This is a genomic window from Mycobacterium seoulense (genome assembly GCF_010731595.1).
GTDB classification, from domain to species: domain Bacteria; phylum Actinomycetota; class Actinomycetes; order Mycobacteriales; family Mycobacteriaceae; genus Mycobacterium; species Mycobacterium seoulense.
Genome location: NZ_AP022582.1, coordinates 768,215 through 783,167 on the forward strand (window position 1 = coordinate 768,215; position 14,953 = coordinate 783,167).

At 69.3% G+C, this 14,953-nt stretch carries 14 protein-coding genes; 7 read left to right on the forward strand and 7 right to left on the reverse strand.

All coding sequences use genetic code 11. The annotated features are described in order from the left end of the window. The first annotated feature begins 3 nt into the window (after positions 1–3). From G6N37_RS03880 to G6N37_RS03890, 3 genes are read left to right on the forward strand one after another with little or no spacing between them, the layout of a single operon-like run. Positions 4–1,653: an ABC transporter substrate-binding protein gene (locus G6N37_RS03880; protein WP_163676164.1), complete on the forward strand. Its 1,650-nt coding sequence runs from the start codon at positions 4–6 to the stop codon at positions 1,651–1,653. Then, the gene (locus tag G6N37_RS03885; RefSeq protein WP_163676167.1) at positions 1,635–2,192 is read left to right on the forward strand and encodes an adenine phosphoribosyltransferase; all 558 of its coding nucleotides are present in this window, start codon (positions 1,635–1,637) and stop codon (positions 2,190–2,192) included. Before G6N37_RS03880 ends, G6N37_RS03885 begins: the two co-directional genes overlap by 19 nt. Positions 2,193–2,235: 43 nt before the next feature. Next, complete coding sequence (locus G6N37_RS03890; protein WP_163684569.1) at positions 2,236–4,626, forward strand: RelA/SpoT family protein; 2,391 nt, start codon at positions 2,236–2,238, stop codon at positions 4,624–4,626. A 19-nt stretch (positions 4,627–4,645) separates the two neighbouring features. Here G6N37_RS03890 and G6N37_RS03895 read toward each other — a convergent pair whose 3' ends face one another. Both G6N37_RS03895 and G6N37_RS03900 read right to left on the reverse strand, forming a co-directional pair. Next, positions 4,646–6,358, reverse strand: a complete 1,713-nt coding sequence (locus G6N37_RS03895) for a protein kinase domain-containing protein (RefSeq protein WP_174813905.1) — start codon at positions 6,356–6,358, stop codon at positions 4,646–4,648. Between the two features lie 134 nt (positions 6,359–6,492). Continuing rightward, a complete protein-coding gene (locus G6N37_RS03900; protein ID WP_163676173.1) occupies positions 6,493–7,392 on the reverse strand; it encodes a peptidylprolyl isomerase in 900 nt (299 codons plus the stop codon). A gap of 117 nt (positions 7,393–7,509) precedes the next feature. Here G6N37_RS03900 and G6N37_RS03905 point away from each other — a divergent pair, with 117 nt between their 5' ends. Then, complete coding sequence (locus G6N37_RS03905; RefSeq protein ID WP_163676176.1) at positions 7,510–8,172, forward strand: MBL fold metallo-hydrolase; 663 nt, start codon at positions 7,510–7,512, stop codon at positions 8,170–8,172. After that, a complete protein-coding gene (gene hisS, locus G6N37_RS03910; protein ID WP_163676179.1) occupies positions 8,169–9,440 on the forward strand; it encodes a histidine--tRNA ligase in 1,272 nt (423 codons plus the stop codon). Before G6N37_RS03905 ends, hisS begins: the two co-directional genes overlap by 4 nt. Before the next feature lie 119 nt (positions 9,441–9,559). Here the strand turns inward: hisS and G6N37_RS03915 are convergent, their stop codons facing one another. The 3 genes from G6N37_RS03915 to G6N37_RS03925 all read right to left on the reverse strand — a co-directional run bounded on the left by G6N37_RS03915 (position 9,560) and on the right by G6N37_RS03925 (position 10,793). After that, positions 9,560–9,859, reverse strand: coding sequence for a hypothetical protein (locus G6N37_RS03915; protein WP_163676182.1), 300 nt, complete (start codon positions 9,857–9,859; stop codon positions 9,560–9,562). Between the two features lie 98 nt (positions 9,860–9,957). Next, on the reverse strand, positions 9,958–10,185 hold the full coding sequence (locus G6N37_RS03920) for a hypothetical protein (RefSeq protein WP_055400916.1): 228 nt from the start codon (positions 10,183–10,185) through the stop codon (positions 9,958–9,960). Between the two features lie 122 nt (positions 10,186–10,307). Then, positions 10,308–10,793, reverse strand: coding sequence for an SRPBCC family protein (locus G6N37_RS03925; protein WP_163676185.1), 486 nt, complete (start codon positions 10,791–10,793; stop codon positions 10,308–10,310). A gap of 97 nt (positions 10,794–10,890) precedes the next feature. Here G6N37_RS03925 and G6N37_RS03930 point away from each other — a divergent pair, with 97 nt between their 5' ends. Then, entirely contained in the window at positions 10,891–11,922 is a 1,032-nt protein-coding gene (locus G6N37_RS03930) for an Rv2578c family radical SAM protein (RefSeq protein WP_163676187.1), read from the forward strand. A 1-nt stretch (position 11,923) separates the two neighbouring features. Here G6N37_RS03930 and G6N37_RS03935 read toward each other — a convergent pair whose 3' ends face one another. Together G6N37_RS03935 and G6N37_RS03940 are read right to left on the reverse strand one after the other, a co-directional pair. After that, the gene (locus tag G6N37_RS03935) at positions 11,924–13,522 is read right to left on the reverse strand and encodes a purple acid phosphatase family protein (RefSeq protein ID WP_163676190.1); all 1,599 of its coding nucleotides are present in this window, start codon (positions 13,520–13,522) and stop codon (positions 11,924–11,926) included. A gap of 47 nt (positions 13,523–13,569) precedes the next feature. Beyond that, complete coding sequence (locus G6N37_RS03940; protein WP_163676193.1) at positions 13,570–14,415, reverse strand: patatin-like phospholipase family protein; 846 nt, start codon at positions 14,413–14,415, stop codon at positions 13,570–13,572. Positions 14,416–14,477: 62 nt separating this feature from the next. On the opposite strand from G6N37_RS03940, the gene G6N37_RS03945 reads away from it, so the two are divergent. Then, entirely contained in the window at positions 14,478–14,921 is a 444-nt protein-coding gene (locus G6N37_RS03945) for a hypothetical protein (protein WP_163676196.1), read from the forward strand. Positions 14,922–14,953: the final 32 nt, after the last annotated feature.

Consider the following 14,953-nt stretch of genomic DNA (forward strand, 5'->3'; position numbering starts at 1 on the left):
GCCATGGCCGCCAGGTACCGCCTCGCTGGGGGCGCTATCGGTTTGGCCGCAATGCTCGTGGCGGCCGTCACGCTGACCGCATGCTCCGGCAGCGCCGCCTCCCAGGTCGACTACGTGGTGGACGGCCCGCTGGTCACCTACAACACCAACACCGTCGTCGGCGCGGCGTCGGCCGGGGCGCAGGCGTTCGCCCGCACGCTCGCCGGCTTCAGCTATCACGGCCCGGACGGGCAGAGCGTCGCCGACCGGGACTTCGGCACCGTCGCGGTGGTGAGCGGTTCACCGCTGGTGCTCGACTACCAGATCGCCGACAACGCCGTCTACTCCGACGGCAAGCCGGTGACCTGCGACGACCTGGTGCTGACCTGGGCGGCCCAGTCCGGCCGGTATCCCGACTTCAACGCCGCCACCCAGGCCGGTTACCTCGACATCGCCAACGTCGAATGCCTGCCGGGGCAGAAGAAGGCCCGGGTGTCGTTCATCCCGGATCGCGGCGTCGTCGACTACAACCAGCTGTTCACCGCCACGTCGCTGATGCCGTCGCACGTCATCGCCGACCAGCTCCACGTCGACGTGACCGCCGCCCTGCTCAGCAGCAACACCCAACTCGTGCAGCAGATCGCCCGGCTGTGGAACACCATCTGGGACCTCAAGCCCGGGCTGGACCTGAAGAACTTCCCGTCGTCGGGGCCGTACAAGATCGAACGCATCCTGGACGGCGGCGCGGTGGTGCTCGTCGCCAATGACCGATGGTGGGGCCCCAGGGCCGTCACCAAGCGGATCACCGTCTGGCCGCAGGGTCCCGACATCCAGGACCGGGTCAACAACCGCAGCGTCGACGTGGTCGACGTCGCGGCGGGCTCGTCGGGAACGCTGACGACACCGGACAACTACGTCCGAGCCGACTCGCCGTCGGCCGGCATCGAGCAGCTGATCTTCGCGCCGCAGGGGCCGCTCTCGCAGCCCAAGGCCCGGCGCGCGCTGGCGCTGTGCACCCCGCGCGACACGCTCGCGCGCGACGCCGGGGTGCCGATCGCCAATTCCCGCCTGAACCCGGCCGCCGACGACCCCGCGACCGCCGGAGACGGTGCCGCCGAGGCCGCCCAGTTCGCCAGGGCGGACCCGGGCGCCGCCCGCGACGCGCTCGGCGGTGCGCCGATGACGGTGCGCATCGGCTACCACGGGCCCAACGCGCGGCTGGCGGTCAACGTCGGGGTCATCGCCAAATCCTGTGCCGCGGCCGGTATCACCGTCGCCAACGTCGCCCTGGACACCTCGGGGCCCCAGGCGCTCAGGGACGGGAAGATCGACGTGCTCCTGGCCAGCACCGGCGGGGCCGCCGGCAGCGGGTCGACGGGCTCGTCGGCGATGGATGCCTACGATCTGCACAGCGGCAACGGCAACAACCTGTCCGGCTACACGAACCCGCAGGTCGACGGCGCGATCGGGGCGCTGGCGGTTTCGGCCGACCCCGCCGAGCGCGTCCGGCTGCTGGGCGACGCGGCGCCGATACTGTGGGGCGACATGCCCACGTTGCCCCTCTACCGCCAGCAACGCACCCTGTTGATGTCGAAGAAGATGTACGCCGTGAGCAAGAACCCCACTCGCTGGGGCGCAGGCTGGAACATGGACCGATGGGCGCTGGTTCAGTGACCGGTGTGGGCGGGAGCGCGTCGGTCGCCAATGTCATCGCCTCGCTGCTGCGTGAGGTGTCCGACTTTCCCAAGCCCGGGGTCCAGTTCAAGGACCTCACGCCCGTGTTCGCCGACCCGCGAGGGTTGATGGCAGTCACCGACGCCCTGGCCGAGATCGCCTCGGGCGCCGACCTGGTGGCCGGGATCGACTCCCGTGGCTTCCTGGCCGCGGCGGCCGTCGCCGACCGGCTGCGCACCGGGGTGCTGGCCATTCGCAAGGGCGGCAAGCTGCCGCCGCCGGTGCACGCCGAGCACTACGACCTGGAGTACGGCAGTGCCACGCTGGAAATCCCCGCCGACGGCATCGACCTGCGTGGACGACACGTGGTGATCATCGACGACGTGCTGGCCACCGGGGGCACCCTCGCCGCGGCGGCCCGGCTGCTGGAACGCAGCGGCGCCCGGGTGATCGCGGCTGCGGTGATCCTCGAGCTGACCGCGCTCGGGGGCCGTCAAGCGGTCGCGGACTTGCCGGTGCACAGCCTCAGTCGCGTCTAGCGGCGCCCACCGCGCGATATCCTCGAGGTCGGAGGTGACCAACGTGGCGGACGAGAAGAGCGCGGCGCAGGCGCTTGACGCGCCCACCGACGCCGGCGACGCCCTGCTGGTCGGGGAGCCGGTCACGGCGCAGGCCGAGCCGCCGGAGCCGCCGACGGAGGCGCTGAAGGTCCCCAGCAGCGCGTCTCGCCGGGTCCGGGCCCGGCTGGCCCGGCGGATGACCGCCCAGCGCACCACGCTCAACCCGGTGCTGGAACCGCTCGTGGCGGTGCACCGGGAGTTCTACCCGAAGGCGAACCTGTCGTTGCTACAGCGCGCCTACGAGGTTGCCGACCAGCGGCACGCCACGCAGTTGCGCCATTCCGGCGATCCCTACATCACCCACCCCCTGGCGGTCGCGAACATCCTGGCCGAATTGGGCATGGACACCACCACTTTGGTGGCCGCGCTGTTGCACGACACCATCGAGGACACCGGTTACACGCTCGAGGCGTTGAGCGAGGAGTTCGGTGAGGAGGTGGGCCACCTCGTCGACGGCGTGACCAAGCTGGACCGGGTGGTGCTGGGCACCGCCGCCGAGGGCGAGACGATCCGCAAGATGATCACCGCGATGGCCCGCGACCCCCGGGTGTTGGTGATCAAGGTCGCCGACCGGCTGCACAACATGCGCACCATGCGCTTCCTGCCGCCGGAAAAGCAGGCCCGCAAGGCCCGCGAGACGCTGGAAGTCATTGCGCCCCTGGCGCATCGGCTGGGCATGGCCAGCGTCAAGTGGGAGCTGGAAGACCTGTCCTTCGCGATCCTGCACCCCAAGAAGTACGAGGAGATCGTCCGGCTTGTCGCCGGCCGCGCGCCGTCGAGGGACACCTACCTGGCCAAGGTCCGCGCCGAGATCATCAACACGCTGAACGCGTCGAAGATCAAGGCGACGGTGGAGGGCCGCCCCAAGCACTACTGGTCGATCTATCAGAAGATGATCGTCAAGGGCCGCGACTTCGACGACATCCACGACCTGGTCGGCATCCGCATCCTGTGCGACGAGATCCGGGACTGCTATGCGGCTGTCGGCGTGGTGCATTCGCTGTGGCAGCCGATGGCGGGGCGGTTCAAGGACTACATCGCCCAGCCCAGATACGGTGTCTACCAGTCGCTGCACACCACCGTCGTCGGGCCGGAGGGCAAGCCGCTGGAAATCCAGATCCGCACCCGCGACATGCACCGGACCGCCGAATACGGCATCGCCGCACACTGGCGCTACAAGGAAGCCAAGGGCCGCAACGGCGTTCCGCATCCGCACGCCGCCGCCGAGATCGACGACATGGCCTGGATGCGTCAGCTGCTCGACTGGCAGCGGGAGGCCGCCGACCCCGGCGAGTTCCTGGAGTCGTTGCGTTACGACCTTGCGGTGCAAGAGATCTTCGTGTTCACCCCCAAGGGCGATGTCATCACCCTGCCGACCGGGTCGACGCCGGTGGACTTCGCCTACGCGGTGCACACCGAGGTCGGCCACCGGTGCATCGGCGCCAGGGTCAACGGGCGGCTGGTGGCGCTGGAGCGCAAGCTGGAAAACGGCGAAGTCGTCGAGGTTTTCACGTCGAAGGCGCCCAACGCCGGCCCGTCACGCGACTGGCAGCAGTTCGTGGTGTCGCCGCGCGCCAAGGCGAAGATCCGGCAGTGGTTCGCCAAGGAGCGCCGCGAGGAGGCGCTGGAGACCGGCAAGGAGGCGATGGCCCGCGAGGTGCGCCGCGGCGGGCTTCCCTTGCAGCGCTTGGTCAACGGCGAGTCCATGGCCGCGGTGGCCCGCGAACTGCACTACGCGGACGTGTCCGCGCTCTACACCGCGATCGGTGAGGGCCACGTCTCGGCGCGCCACGTCGTGCAGCGGCTGCTGGCCGAGCTCGGCGGAATCGACCAGGCCGAAGAGGATCTCGCCGAGCGGTCCACGCCGACGACCATGCTGCGGCGCCCGCGCAGCAGCGACGACGTCGGGGTCTCGGTCCCCGGGGCCCCGGGCGTGCTCTCCAAGCTGGCCAAGTGCTGCACGCCGGTGCCCGGCGACGCGATCATGGGGTTCGTCACCCGCGGCGGGGGCGTGAGCGTGCACCGCACCGACTGCACCAACGCCGCGTCGCTGCAGCAGCAGTCCGAGCGCATCATCGAGGTGCACTGGGCGCCGTCGCCGTCGTCGGTGTTCCTGGTGGCCATCCAGGTCGAGGCGCTCGACCGCCACCGGCTGCTCTCCGACGTCACGCGGGTGCTCGCCGACGAGAAGGTCAACATCCTGTCGGCGTCGGTCACCACGTCCAATGACCGGGTGGCGATCAGCCGGTTCACCTTCGAGATGGGCGACCCCAAGCACCTCGGGCATCTGCTCAACGTGGTGCGCAACGTCGAAGGCGTTTTCGACGTCTACCGCGTGACGTCGGCCGCATGACGACCCTGACGGGCACGGTCTAGCCGACGCGGACCGAGGTGACGGTGACCGGGTTGGTGGGCGCGCCGCTCTGACGATTGCCGGCGATGCCCGCCTGGGCGATCTTGTCGAGAACCGCCAGGCCCGCCTCGTTGATGGTGCCGAACACCGTGCTCTGGGGCGCCAATTCCGAATCCCGGAAAATCAGGGAGAACTGGCTGCCGTTGGTGTTGGGTCCGTCGGTGGCCATGATCACGGTGCCGCGGGGGTACATCACGGTCGCCCGGAGGGCGGGGTCGCCGGCCGGGTACTGGTTGGTGGGGTATTCGTCGGCGAACTGATAGCCGGGGCCACCGGAGCCGTCGGATTCCGGACCGCCGCACAGCAGCGACCCCCCATCGGTGGAGTCGATCAGCCGCGCGCACTGGGTGTTGTCGAAGAACTGCTGCTTCGCCAGGCTGACGAAGCTGTTGACCGTGCACGGCGATTCGGAGTTGGTGAGCTGAACACCGATGTCACCGAAGTTGGTGGAGATGGTGGCCGGGATCTGCGGGGGATCGGTCGACACCCGGCCCGACCGGGGCGGGCTGACCGGCTTGACGACGGTGTCGGGCGCGCTCGGATATTCGCAGTCGGCGCCCAGATCGGCCGGCGGCGCGAACGCCGGCAGCGGCGGGACCGTCGCCATCGCCTGGGCCGTCGGCCCCGGATTCGACCCCAGCCTGCCGGGCACCCGGGCGCGCGTCGGGGTGCTCGACGCCGCGCTGTTGGTGGTGCCGTCGTTCTGGGTGACCAGCGCGATGACCAACGCCACCACCGCGGCCAGCGCCAGGGCCGACGCGCCGACGATGCCCAGCAGCAGGCGCCGGGAGTGCGTGGGCGGGTGATACGGCGGCCGCGGATCGGGACTGGCGTTCGTCGAGGGGAAGTCCTGCGTGGGTGGCGGGGCGGTCGGTGGCGGCGGTGGGGGGCCCGGCGCCGCGGCTGCCGCCGGGACGGCCACCGCCGCCCGGGCGGCCTCGGCGAGCTCCATCGCCGACTGGTAGCGGTGGTCGGGGTCCTTGGCCATGCCACGGGCGACCACCGCATCGAGGGCCGGGGGCACCCCCGCTGACGTCGTCGACGGTCGCGGCGGCGGGGTGTTGAGGTGCGCGTTGAGTTGTTCCTCGAGGCTGTCGCCGGCATAGGGCCGCTTGCCGGTGAGGCACTCGTGCAGCACGCAGGCCAACGAATACACGTCGGCGCGGTGATCCGTTGCGCCCCTGAACCGCTCGGGCGCCATGTAGGCGACGGTGCCCATCGTGTGCCCGGTCTGGGTGAGCGAGGTGTCGGCCATGGTGCGGGCGATGCCGAAGTCGATCAGGTAGACGAAGTCGCGCGCGTCGGTGACCAAGATGTTCTTCGGCTTGATGTCGCGGTGGATCAGGCCCACCTGGTGCGCGCTGTCCAACGCCGCGGCAACCTGTTCGATCACCGCGACCGCACGCTCGGGGGACAGCCGCCCGCCGTTCTCCTCGATGTACTGCAACAGGTCGCGGCCCTCGATGAGCCGCATGTCGACGTAGAGCCGGCCGTCGATCTCGCCGTAACTGTGGATGGGCACCACGTGCGGATCGTTGAGGCTCGCCGCGATGCGCGCCTCCCGGCGGAATCGTTGCTGAAACACCTGATCCTGCGCCAAGTTCGGCGGCAGCACCTTCAGGGCGACGACCCGATCGGTGGCCGCGTCGTAGGCCCGGTAGACCTCGCCCATGCCGCCGCGCCCCAGAACGTCCAGCAATTGGTAATGCCCGAAAGAGTCTGACCCCACGCCACGACCTTAAGCGGTGGACCGCCCGCAGGTCGCGCGATTCCCACCAAACGGCGGCTGCGTTGCGCTGCTTGGCTTTAGTCGAGCAACAGCGACGTGATGGTGACCTCGGAGGCCGGGGCGCCATCCTCGCCGCCGCCCGCCACGCCGGCTTTGGCGATCTTGTCCAGCGTGGCCAGCCCGTCGGGCTGAATGGTGCCGAAGACGGTGTACTGCGGCGGCAGCTGGGAGTCCTTGTACACCATGAAGAACTGGCTGCCGTTGGTGCCGGGACCCGCGTTCGCCATCGCCAGGGTGCCGCGCGGGTAGAGGACGGGCTGCTGCGCCTTCGGGTCGTTCGGCGGGTACTGGTCGGTCGGGTACTCGTTGGCGAATTGGTAGCCCGGACCGCCGGTGCCGTCACCCTTGGGGTCACCGCATTGCAGCACGCCCAGGTCCTGCGATGTGGTCAGCCGGTGGCACTTGGTGTTGTCGAAGTACTTCTGGCCGATCAGGCTCGCGAAACTGTTTACCGTGCAGGGGGATTCGTTGTTGGCCAGCATGAGCCCGATGCGGCCCTGGTTGGTCACCATGCTGGCACTCACCTGGGCCGGGTCGGTCGGCACCTTGCCGGTGCGCGGCGGCTTGACCTGCTTGGCCGCCGGTTCCGGTGACGCCGGGTACTGGCAGTTGGCGCCAAGGTCGGCCGACGGCTTGAACGCCGGCAACGGCGGAACGGGCGGCGTCGGGCCGGCGGGCGCGGTGGTCTCCGGCGAGCTGCTGGGGGCCGAGGAGGTGGAGCTCGCGGCGCTGTTGCTCTTGTGCTCGTGCTTGGTGTTGATCACGGCGAGCACCACCGCGACGACCACGGCCACGGCCACGATCGAGCCGGCGGCGATCACCACGATCCGGCGCATCTTGGCTTGCTTCGCGCGGCGCTCCAGCTGCCGTTCGAGCTTGCGCTTGGCGTTGGCACGTCGTTGTTCATTGCTCGGCACGGCCGTATGCCTCCATGGTCGGTAAGTCGGGGGCCCGCAAAAGGCGTCGGTGGCCAGCTCAGGCTAATGTGGGCGCCGCGACCGGTGTCAAGTGGGGCCCGTGGGAAACTGGGAACCGTGTTGATCACCGGATTTCCCGCCGGCATGTTGCAGTGCAACTGCTATGTGCTGGCCGAGCGGCCTGGGACGGACGCCGTCATCGTGGATCCGGGGCAGCGCGTGATGGGCCCGTTGCGGCGCATTCTCGACGAGAACCGGCTGACCCCGGCCGCGGTGTTGCTCACCCACGGCCACATCGACCACATGTGGTCCGCCCAGAAGGTGTCCGACACCTACGGCTGCCCGACCTTCATCCACCCCGAGGACCGGTTCATGCTGAAAGACCCGATCTACGGCCTGGGCCCGCGGGTGGCCCAGCTGGTGACCGGTGCCTTCTTCCGCGAGCCCAAGCAGGTCGTCGAGCTGGACCGCGACGGCGACAAGATCGATCTGGGCAGCGTGACCGTCAACGTCGATCACACCCCCGGGCACACGCGCGGGTCGGTGGTCTTCCGGGTTGCCGGAGACAAAGAGGTGGTGTTCACCGGCGACACCCTGTTCGAGCGCTCGGTGGGCCGCACCGACCTGCACGGCGGCAGCGGCCGCGACCTGCTGACCTCGATCGTGAACAAACTGCTGGTGCTCGACGACGAGACGGTGGTCCTGCCCGGGCACGGCAACGCCACCACCATCGGCGCCGAGCGGCGTTTCAATCCGTTCATCGAAGGCCTGAGCCCGTGACGCAGTTCTCGGCGTTCTCCGCGCCCAAAGGGGTGCCGGACTACGTCCCGCCGGACTCCGCGCAGTTCGTGGCCGTGCGGGACGGATTGCTCGGCGCGGCGCGCCGGGCCGGCTACGGCGACATCGAGTTGCCCATCTTCGAAGACACCGGCCTGTTCGCCCGCGGCGTCGGCGAATCGACCGACGTGGTGTCCAAGGAGATGTACACGTTCGCCGACCGCGGCGACCGCTCGGTCACCTTGCGCCCCGAGGGCACCGCCGGGGTGGTGCGCGCGGTGATCGAGCACGGCCTGGACCGCGGCGCGTTGCCGGTCAAACTCTGTTATGCGGGGCCGTTTTTCCGCTACGAGCGTCCCCAGGCCGGCCGTTACCGACAGCTTCAGCAGGTCGGCGTGGAGGCGATCGGTGTCGACGATCCGGCGCTGGACGCCGAGGTGATCGCCGTCGCCGACGCCGGCTTCCGCTCCCTGGGGCTGGACGGCTTCCGCCTGGAGATCACCTCACTGGGCGACGACAGCTGCCGCCCCCAGTATCGGGAGTTGTTGCAGGACTTCCTCTTCGGGCTCGACCTCGACGACGAGACGCGCAGGCGCGCCGAGATCAACCCGTTGCGGGTCCTCGACGACAAGCGACCTGAGGTGCGGGCGATGACGGCCGGCGCGCCGGTGTTGCTCGACCACCTGTCCGACGTCGCCAAGCAGCACTTCGACACCGTGCTGGCCCACCTGGACGCGCTCGGCGTGCCCTACGTCATCAACCCGCGCATGGTGCGCGGGCTGGACTACTACACCAAGACCACCTTCGAGTTCGTGCACGACGGTCTGGGCGCCCAATCCGGGATCGGCGGCGGCGGGCGCTACGACGGCCTGATGCACGAACTCGGTGGACAGGACCTGTCGGGCATCGGGTTCGGGCTCGGCGTGGACCGCACCCTGCTGGCGCTGCGGGCCGAGGGCAAGAGCGTGGGGGAGACCACCCGCTGCGACGTGTTCGGGGTGCCGCTGAGCGACCAGGCCAAGCTGAAACTGGCGGTGCTGGCCGCCCAGTTGCGCGCCTCGGGTGTCCGCGTCGACATGGCCTACGGCGACCGCGGCCTCAAGGGCGCGATGCGCGCGGCCGACCGTTCCGGTGCTCGCATCGCGCTGGTCCTCGGCGACCGGGACATCCAGTCCGGCACCGTCGGGGTCAAGGACCTCACGACGGGCGACCAGGTGCCCGTGGCCATGGATTCCGTTGTCGGCGAGGTGCTTTCGTCGCTGGACCGCTGACCGGCCGTCAGTCATCCGCCCAGGTCGTGTGCTCCTCGGCGCCAAGAAAAAGTGCTGCCGCACAGGGTATTCCGGATAAGCGGCGCGCGCTTTACGGCGATCTCGGCGAGGTGGTTGCGCTATTGCGGCGTGTTGGCCAGAAAGCACCGCACCTGGGTGGCGGCATCGCTCGGCTTGACTCCCATGTCCACCAATCTCTGGACTATTTGCGCAGAGGGCACGCCGCTGCTGAAATCCGTCGCTATCACGTGAACGCTGGGAAACCAGTCTTCTGCGACTACCCCCGGCGGCGGGGGCTTCGCATCGCCGCCCAGGCACCGAGCGTAACCGTTGACGCCGGTGTCGGCGTGCGCCGGCGACACCGCCATCAGCCCGGCGGTGGCCACGCCGACCGCCGCGGCGACACAGATGAACCGCATGCCCGCGTGTACCCCGCATGTGCGCTTTCTAACCGAGGACAAATCTCGGCTCGCCGCCGCGAACGCCCCGGATCCCGACGGTGCGTCGCGGACGCGGGTCAGCTTTTCTTGCTGGGAATGATGATGACGACTATCAACGTGAGAATCGAGAAGAACAGCCCGAGAATTCCCCAGCCCAGCGGATTGCGGCCCTTCATCATTGCGATAAGCGCGCAGACAATTGCAGCGATGACGCTGCCGATCGCGACGAAGATCCCTTTGATGCCGCGGAGGATAAAGCCCGCCGCGACCGGGTCCGAACTCGCCAGAATCACCGAGTGCAACATGTCAGGTCCTTTCATGAGGGGCTTTGGGGTGATACCCGCACGAATGCGCGATAAAACCGCTGCCGAATATCGGCGCTTATCCCCAAACCCGGCTTTCGGGCAGAATCACTGCGTCGGCCGGCTTATCCGCGGGGATAGCCCCGGCGTACGGTGCGGTCGAGAATTCCCAGGGTGGCGCGCAATGCCGCCTCGGACAGGATCGGGAAAATTCCGGCCTCCCGCCACCTCGGGTCGATTTTCGACCAGTCGTAGAACGAGGTGACCACGGTCGCCGAGCCGTCTTCGGTCGGCTGCAGCTGATAGCCGTAGACATGACCTATCGGCGGCTGGATTTGGCCGAGAACCGTCCACGCGATCAGGCGATCCTGTTCGAATTCCTTGATGTCGACGGTGACGTCGTATTTACCGAATTGCGGAAAGTCGTTCAACGCTTCGCGGTCCATGTGTACGACGAACCGGTCACCGACGCGGCGCACCGGATCGCCGTCCGCGTCCTGGAGCATTCCCGACGAGTCGATCGCGACGTGGCCTTGCGGGTCGCACAGCACGGCGAAGATGTCCGGCGCCGCCGCCGCGATGGTGCGCTGAACCTCGATGCGTTCGGTCATGAGTACTCGCCGCCGGTGTAGATGGGACACGATCGTCGCTTACTCTGCGCTCCTGCGGGGTGCTTGACAACCAATCGAACTATTGTTCGAATGGGTCATGCGCTGGGCGGGCCAGGCCGTCGCGGTCAACGGCGACCCCGTCGAGGACGGGGCGCTGCCGGGGCTGCAGCGGATCGGCTTGATCCGGAGCGTGCGCGCCCCGCAGTTCGAGGGGATCACCTTTCACGAGGTGCTGTGCAAGTCCGCGCTGAACAAGGTGCCGGACGCTTCGGCGCTGCCCTTCCGATTCACCGTCAACGGCTACCGCGGCTGCTCGCACGCGTGCCGCTATTGCTTCGCCCGGCCGACGCATGAATATCTGGACCTCGACTGCGGCAACGACTTCGACAGCCAGGTCATCGTCAAGACGAACGTCGTCGAGGTGCTGCGCCGCGAATTGCGCCGGCCGTCGTGGCGGCGCGAGACCGTCGCGCTGGGCACCAACACCGACCCCTACCAGCGGGCGGAGGGCCGCTACGCGCTGATGCCGGGCATCATCTCCGCCCTGGCCGAATCCGGCACGCCGCTGTCGATACTGACCAAGGGCACGCTGCTGCGGCGCGACCTGCCGTTGATCGCCGATGCGGCGCAACGGGTTCCGCTGTCGGTCGCGGTGTCGCTGGCGGTCGGCGACGCGGCCCTGCACCGAGACGTCGAGCCCGGAACCCCCACACCGCAGGCGCGGCTGGCCCTGATCGCCGCGATCCGCGCGGCCGGCCTGGACTGCCACGTGATGGTGGCGCCGGTGCTGCCCCACCTGACCGACTCCGCCGAGCAGCTCGATGGGCTGCTCGGCCAGATCGCGACGGCCGGCGCCACCGGCGTCACGGTCTTCGGCCTGCACCTGCGGGGCTCGACCCGGGGCTGGTTCATGTCCTGGCTGGCCCGCTCGCATCCCGAGCTGGTGGGACGCTACCGCGAGCTGTACCGGCGCGGGGCGTACCTGCCGCCCGGTTACCGCGAGATGCTGCGCGAGCGGGCCGCGCCGCTGATCGCGAAATACCGGCTGGGCGGCGATCAGCGCTCGTTCCGGCAGCCCGCCCCGCCGGCCCGGCCGGAGCCGGAACCCCTTCAGGCGACGCTGTTTTGAGCTAGGCCTGGTTATCCCGGCGCGGCTTGGTCAAAGTGAACCGGTCCACCACGGTCACTTCGCCGAACGGCCCGCTCAGCGCGTAGTGGGTGGCCTCGATCGAGGTGTTGCCGCCCGGCGGGCCCGGGTCCACGTCGAACGCCGCGAAGCCATAAGGATGGTCCCGGTCGCGGAAGGCGGACCACGGCGCGTCCTCCACGACGTAGATCGGCGCCTTGCGCCCGAGGCCGGGGTCGAACGCGCCGACCCCGGTCAGCACGCGGCAGCGCGGCTCGGGGAAGAAGAACGCGTTGGTGGGCGCGGACGTGCCACCGCCGCCGATGACCACGTGCACCGTTCCCTTGGTGGGGTCGATGACATCGGTGCGGGTGTCCACGGGTATCGGCGTTCGGATGTCGGTCTGCTGCGTGCCGCGCAACGGGTGCGACCGCTCGTAATGGTGTTCGTGGCCGCATACCACGAGGTCGACCTGGTACTGGTCGAACAAAGGCAGCCATTCCTCGCGGATGCCCAGGTCGGCACCGTTGGCGGGCTGGTCGGCGGTGGAGATCGCCGTCTGGTGCATGCACACGACGACCCAGTCGATGTCGGGGTCCCGCCGGGCGGCGGCGAGTTCGGCTGCCAGCCAACGCTTTTGCTCTCCGCCCGAATAGCCGTGCACGTAGAAATTGCCGCCGTCCTGAAACGCCACGTCGTCGTTGTTCAGGCTGATCACCCGCACCGAGCCGGCGGTGAACGAGTACCACAGCCCGCGGGTCTCGGGGCTCGATCCCGAGTCGGGCACCGAAAAGTACGTTTGATAGGCGCCGTAACCGATGGGGCCGTTGCCCGATTCGTTCTCGTGGTTGCCGGCCGCCGGCATCCAGGGCCGGTAGCGGGCCGATCGCGTGTTGTTCTCGAACCAGGCCGACCAGGTGCGGATCCGGTCTTGGGCGAGGTTGGCGTAGCACAGATCGCCGTTGACCAGGTTGAACAGGGGCGCCATGCGTTCGATCGCGAGGGTGGTGTCGGCGGACGCGGGCGACCCGATGTTGTCCGTGCCGTAGGTGCCGTCGGGCATCCGCTCCAGTGTCGGTGTCGACTGATCGCCGAAACTGGTGAAGCGAAACGGTTTTCGCCCGGCCGGCGCGGTGCGGATGGTGCCCATTTCCGGCTCCGCGCCGTCGTGCACGGCGGCGTACACGTAGTCGGTGTCCGGGGCCAGGTTCGTCAGGCGGGCGTGGTTCACGCGGACTTCGGTGTGGGACTTGGCGTCGCGATAGGTGCGGGTTTCGGCGGCCACCGTGCGTCCGAGACCCGACGTCGGAGTGCCGAGCATGACGCGCGGGTTGCGGACCGCGTCGACGGTGTGCCACGACACCACCGCCTCGGTGCCGGCGTGCCGGCCGAATTGCAGGTGCAGCCCGGTCACCGGCGGCGCGCCGTCACGGCTGGGCTGATACCAGAGCGCGGGTGCGCTGGGGCGGGACCAGAGCAGGGCGGCCCCGCCCCCGACGCCTGCCCCGAGGGCGGCCGAGACCGCGCTGGTCGTCAACAGCCTGCGGCGGCTGATGCCGGGCGCCCGATCGTCGCCGCGGGGTTCGGGGGGATCGTCGACCACCCCTGCTTCATACCCGAGCGCGGTGAACGTCCGCGGAACGGCGCCCGCTAGTGCAGGTGCGGCTCGAGCAGTCCGGCCTGGCCGGTCGACGGCCGCCGGGCGGCCAGCCACTCGCGGGTGGCCGCGTGCGATCGCTCGATAAGCGTTGCGCCGTGCGAGAAGTCGGCGCCGGAGGTGGCCACGGGGCACAACGGCCGGATGACGCGCAGGTCGACGGCTCGCTCGAAGCGCTCGACGTCGACGGCCAGCCGATGGTTCACGGCCAGGGTCATGGCGTGCAACGCCATGTTCACCGCCGTCTTCGGCGCCGCGGGCAGGGCGCACGAGTACCCGGTGGGCAGCACCCAGACCCGGTCGGCGCCCAACGCGACGGCGTGCGACACGGGAGTGTTGTTCACGACTCCGCCGTCCATCAGGTCACGCCCGTTGATCCGCACGGGCGGGAAGACGCCCGGGATGGCGGCGCTGGCGGCGATCGCGTCGACGGCGTTGCCCGACGACAGCAGGACGTCGCCGCCGGAGATCACGTCGGTGGCCACCACGTGCAGCGGGATCGGCGCGTCCTCGAGCCTGGTGAACTGCAATTTCTCGGACAGCAGCCGGCGCAACCCGGTGTTGGGGACCAGGTGCGGCCGGCGGCCCAGCATGCCCATCGCGCCGGCGATCGGGTGGGCGGGGAAGATGGCTCTCCGCGACAGCGACGTCCACAGGTCGGCCAGTCCGCGGATCCCGGGACCGTCGGGCCGTGAGGCGATCCACCCGCCGTTGACGGCGCCGACGGACGTCCCGACGATCAGGTCGGGGCGTTCCCCCTCGTCGGCCAGCGCCAGCAGCATCCCGACGTGGATCGCGCCGAGGCTGGCCCCGCCGGACAACACGAAGGCCGTGGGCACAGATGCATACTAGGGACCTTTCCCGCGCGTAGTGCCGTAACGAATTGGGTAGCGTTTTCGATATGACGAACGTGCGAATAGTGACCACGGGGGTCGCGGCGGCGACGTTTGCGGCCGCCGCAGCGGTGGCCCTCACACCCGCGACCTCATCGGCGGACCCGGCCGGCCACCAGGTGACCTACACCATCACCACCACCGGCAACCTCACCGGCAACGTGCGCTACATGAACACCGATCCGCCCAGCCAGGCGGCGTTCAACGCCAACTCGTCGCAGTACCTGAACAGCGTGCAGACGGCCTTCACCGCGGGTCAGCCGCTGGTGTACAACGCGACCCTGGCCGACCCGAATCAGTGGGCGTTCGTGAACGCGAGCGGCGGGTGCCACTGGCCGGACTGCGATTCCTCGAACACGCCGCAGATCCAGTGCCAGATCGCCGTCGACGGCCAGGTCGTGGTGACGCAGAGCGCCACCACCGGGGTCACCTGCTCGACGCGACCCTGGTGAGTCGCTGACCGCCGGCTTCGCCGATAGCGAAC

Coding starts and splice junctions, on each gene's coding strand:
- G6N37_RS03945 (WP_163676196.1), top strand. CDS start 14,478: ATGACGAACGTGCGAATAGTGACCACGGGGGTCGCGGCGGCGACGTTT.
- G6N37_RS03920 (WP_055400916.1), bottom strand. CDS start 10,185: ATGTTGCACTCGGTGATTCTGGCGAGTTCGGACCCGGTCGCGGCGGGC.
- G6N37_RS03915 (WP_163676182.1), bottom strand. CDS start 9,859: ATGCGGTTCATCTGTGTCGCCGCGGCGGTCGGCGTGGCCACCGCCGGG.
- G6N37_RS03885 (WP_163676167.1), top strand. CDS start 1,635: ATGGGCGCTGGTTCAGTGACCGGTGTGGGCGGGAGCGCGTCGGTCGCC.
- G6N37_RS03895 (WP_174813905.1), bottom strand. CDS start 6,358: ATGGGCGAGGTCTACCGGGCCTACGACGCGGCCACCGATCGGGTCGTC.
- G6N37_RS03930 (WP_163676187.1), top strand. CDS start 10,891: ATGCGCTGGGCGGGCCAGGCCGTCGCGGTCAACGGCGACCCCGTCGAG.
- G6N37_RS03880 (WP_163676164.1), top strand. CDS start 4: ATGGCCGCCAGGTACCGCCTCGCTGGGGGCGCTATCGGTTTGGCCGCA.
- G6N37_RS03925 (WP_163676185.1), bottom strand. CDS start 10,793: ATGACCGAACGCATCGAGGTTCAGCGCACCATCGCGGCGGCGGCGCCG.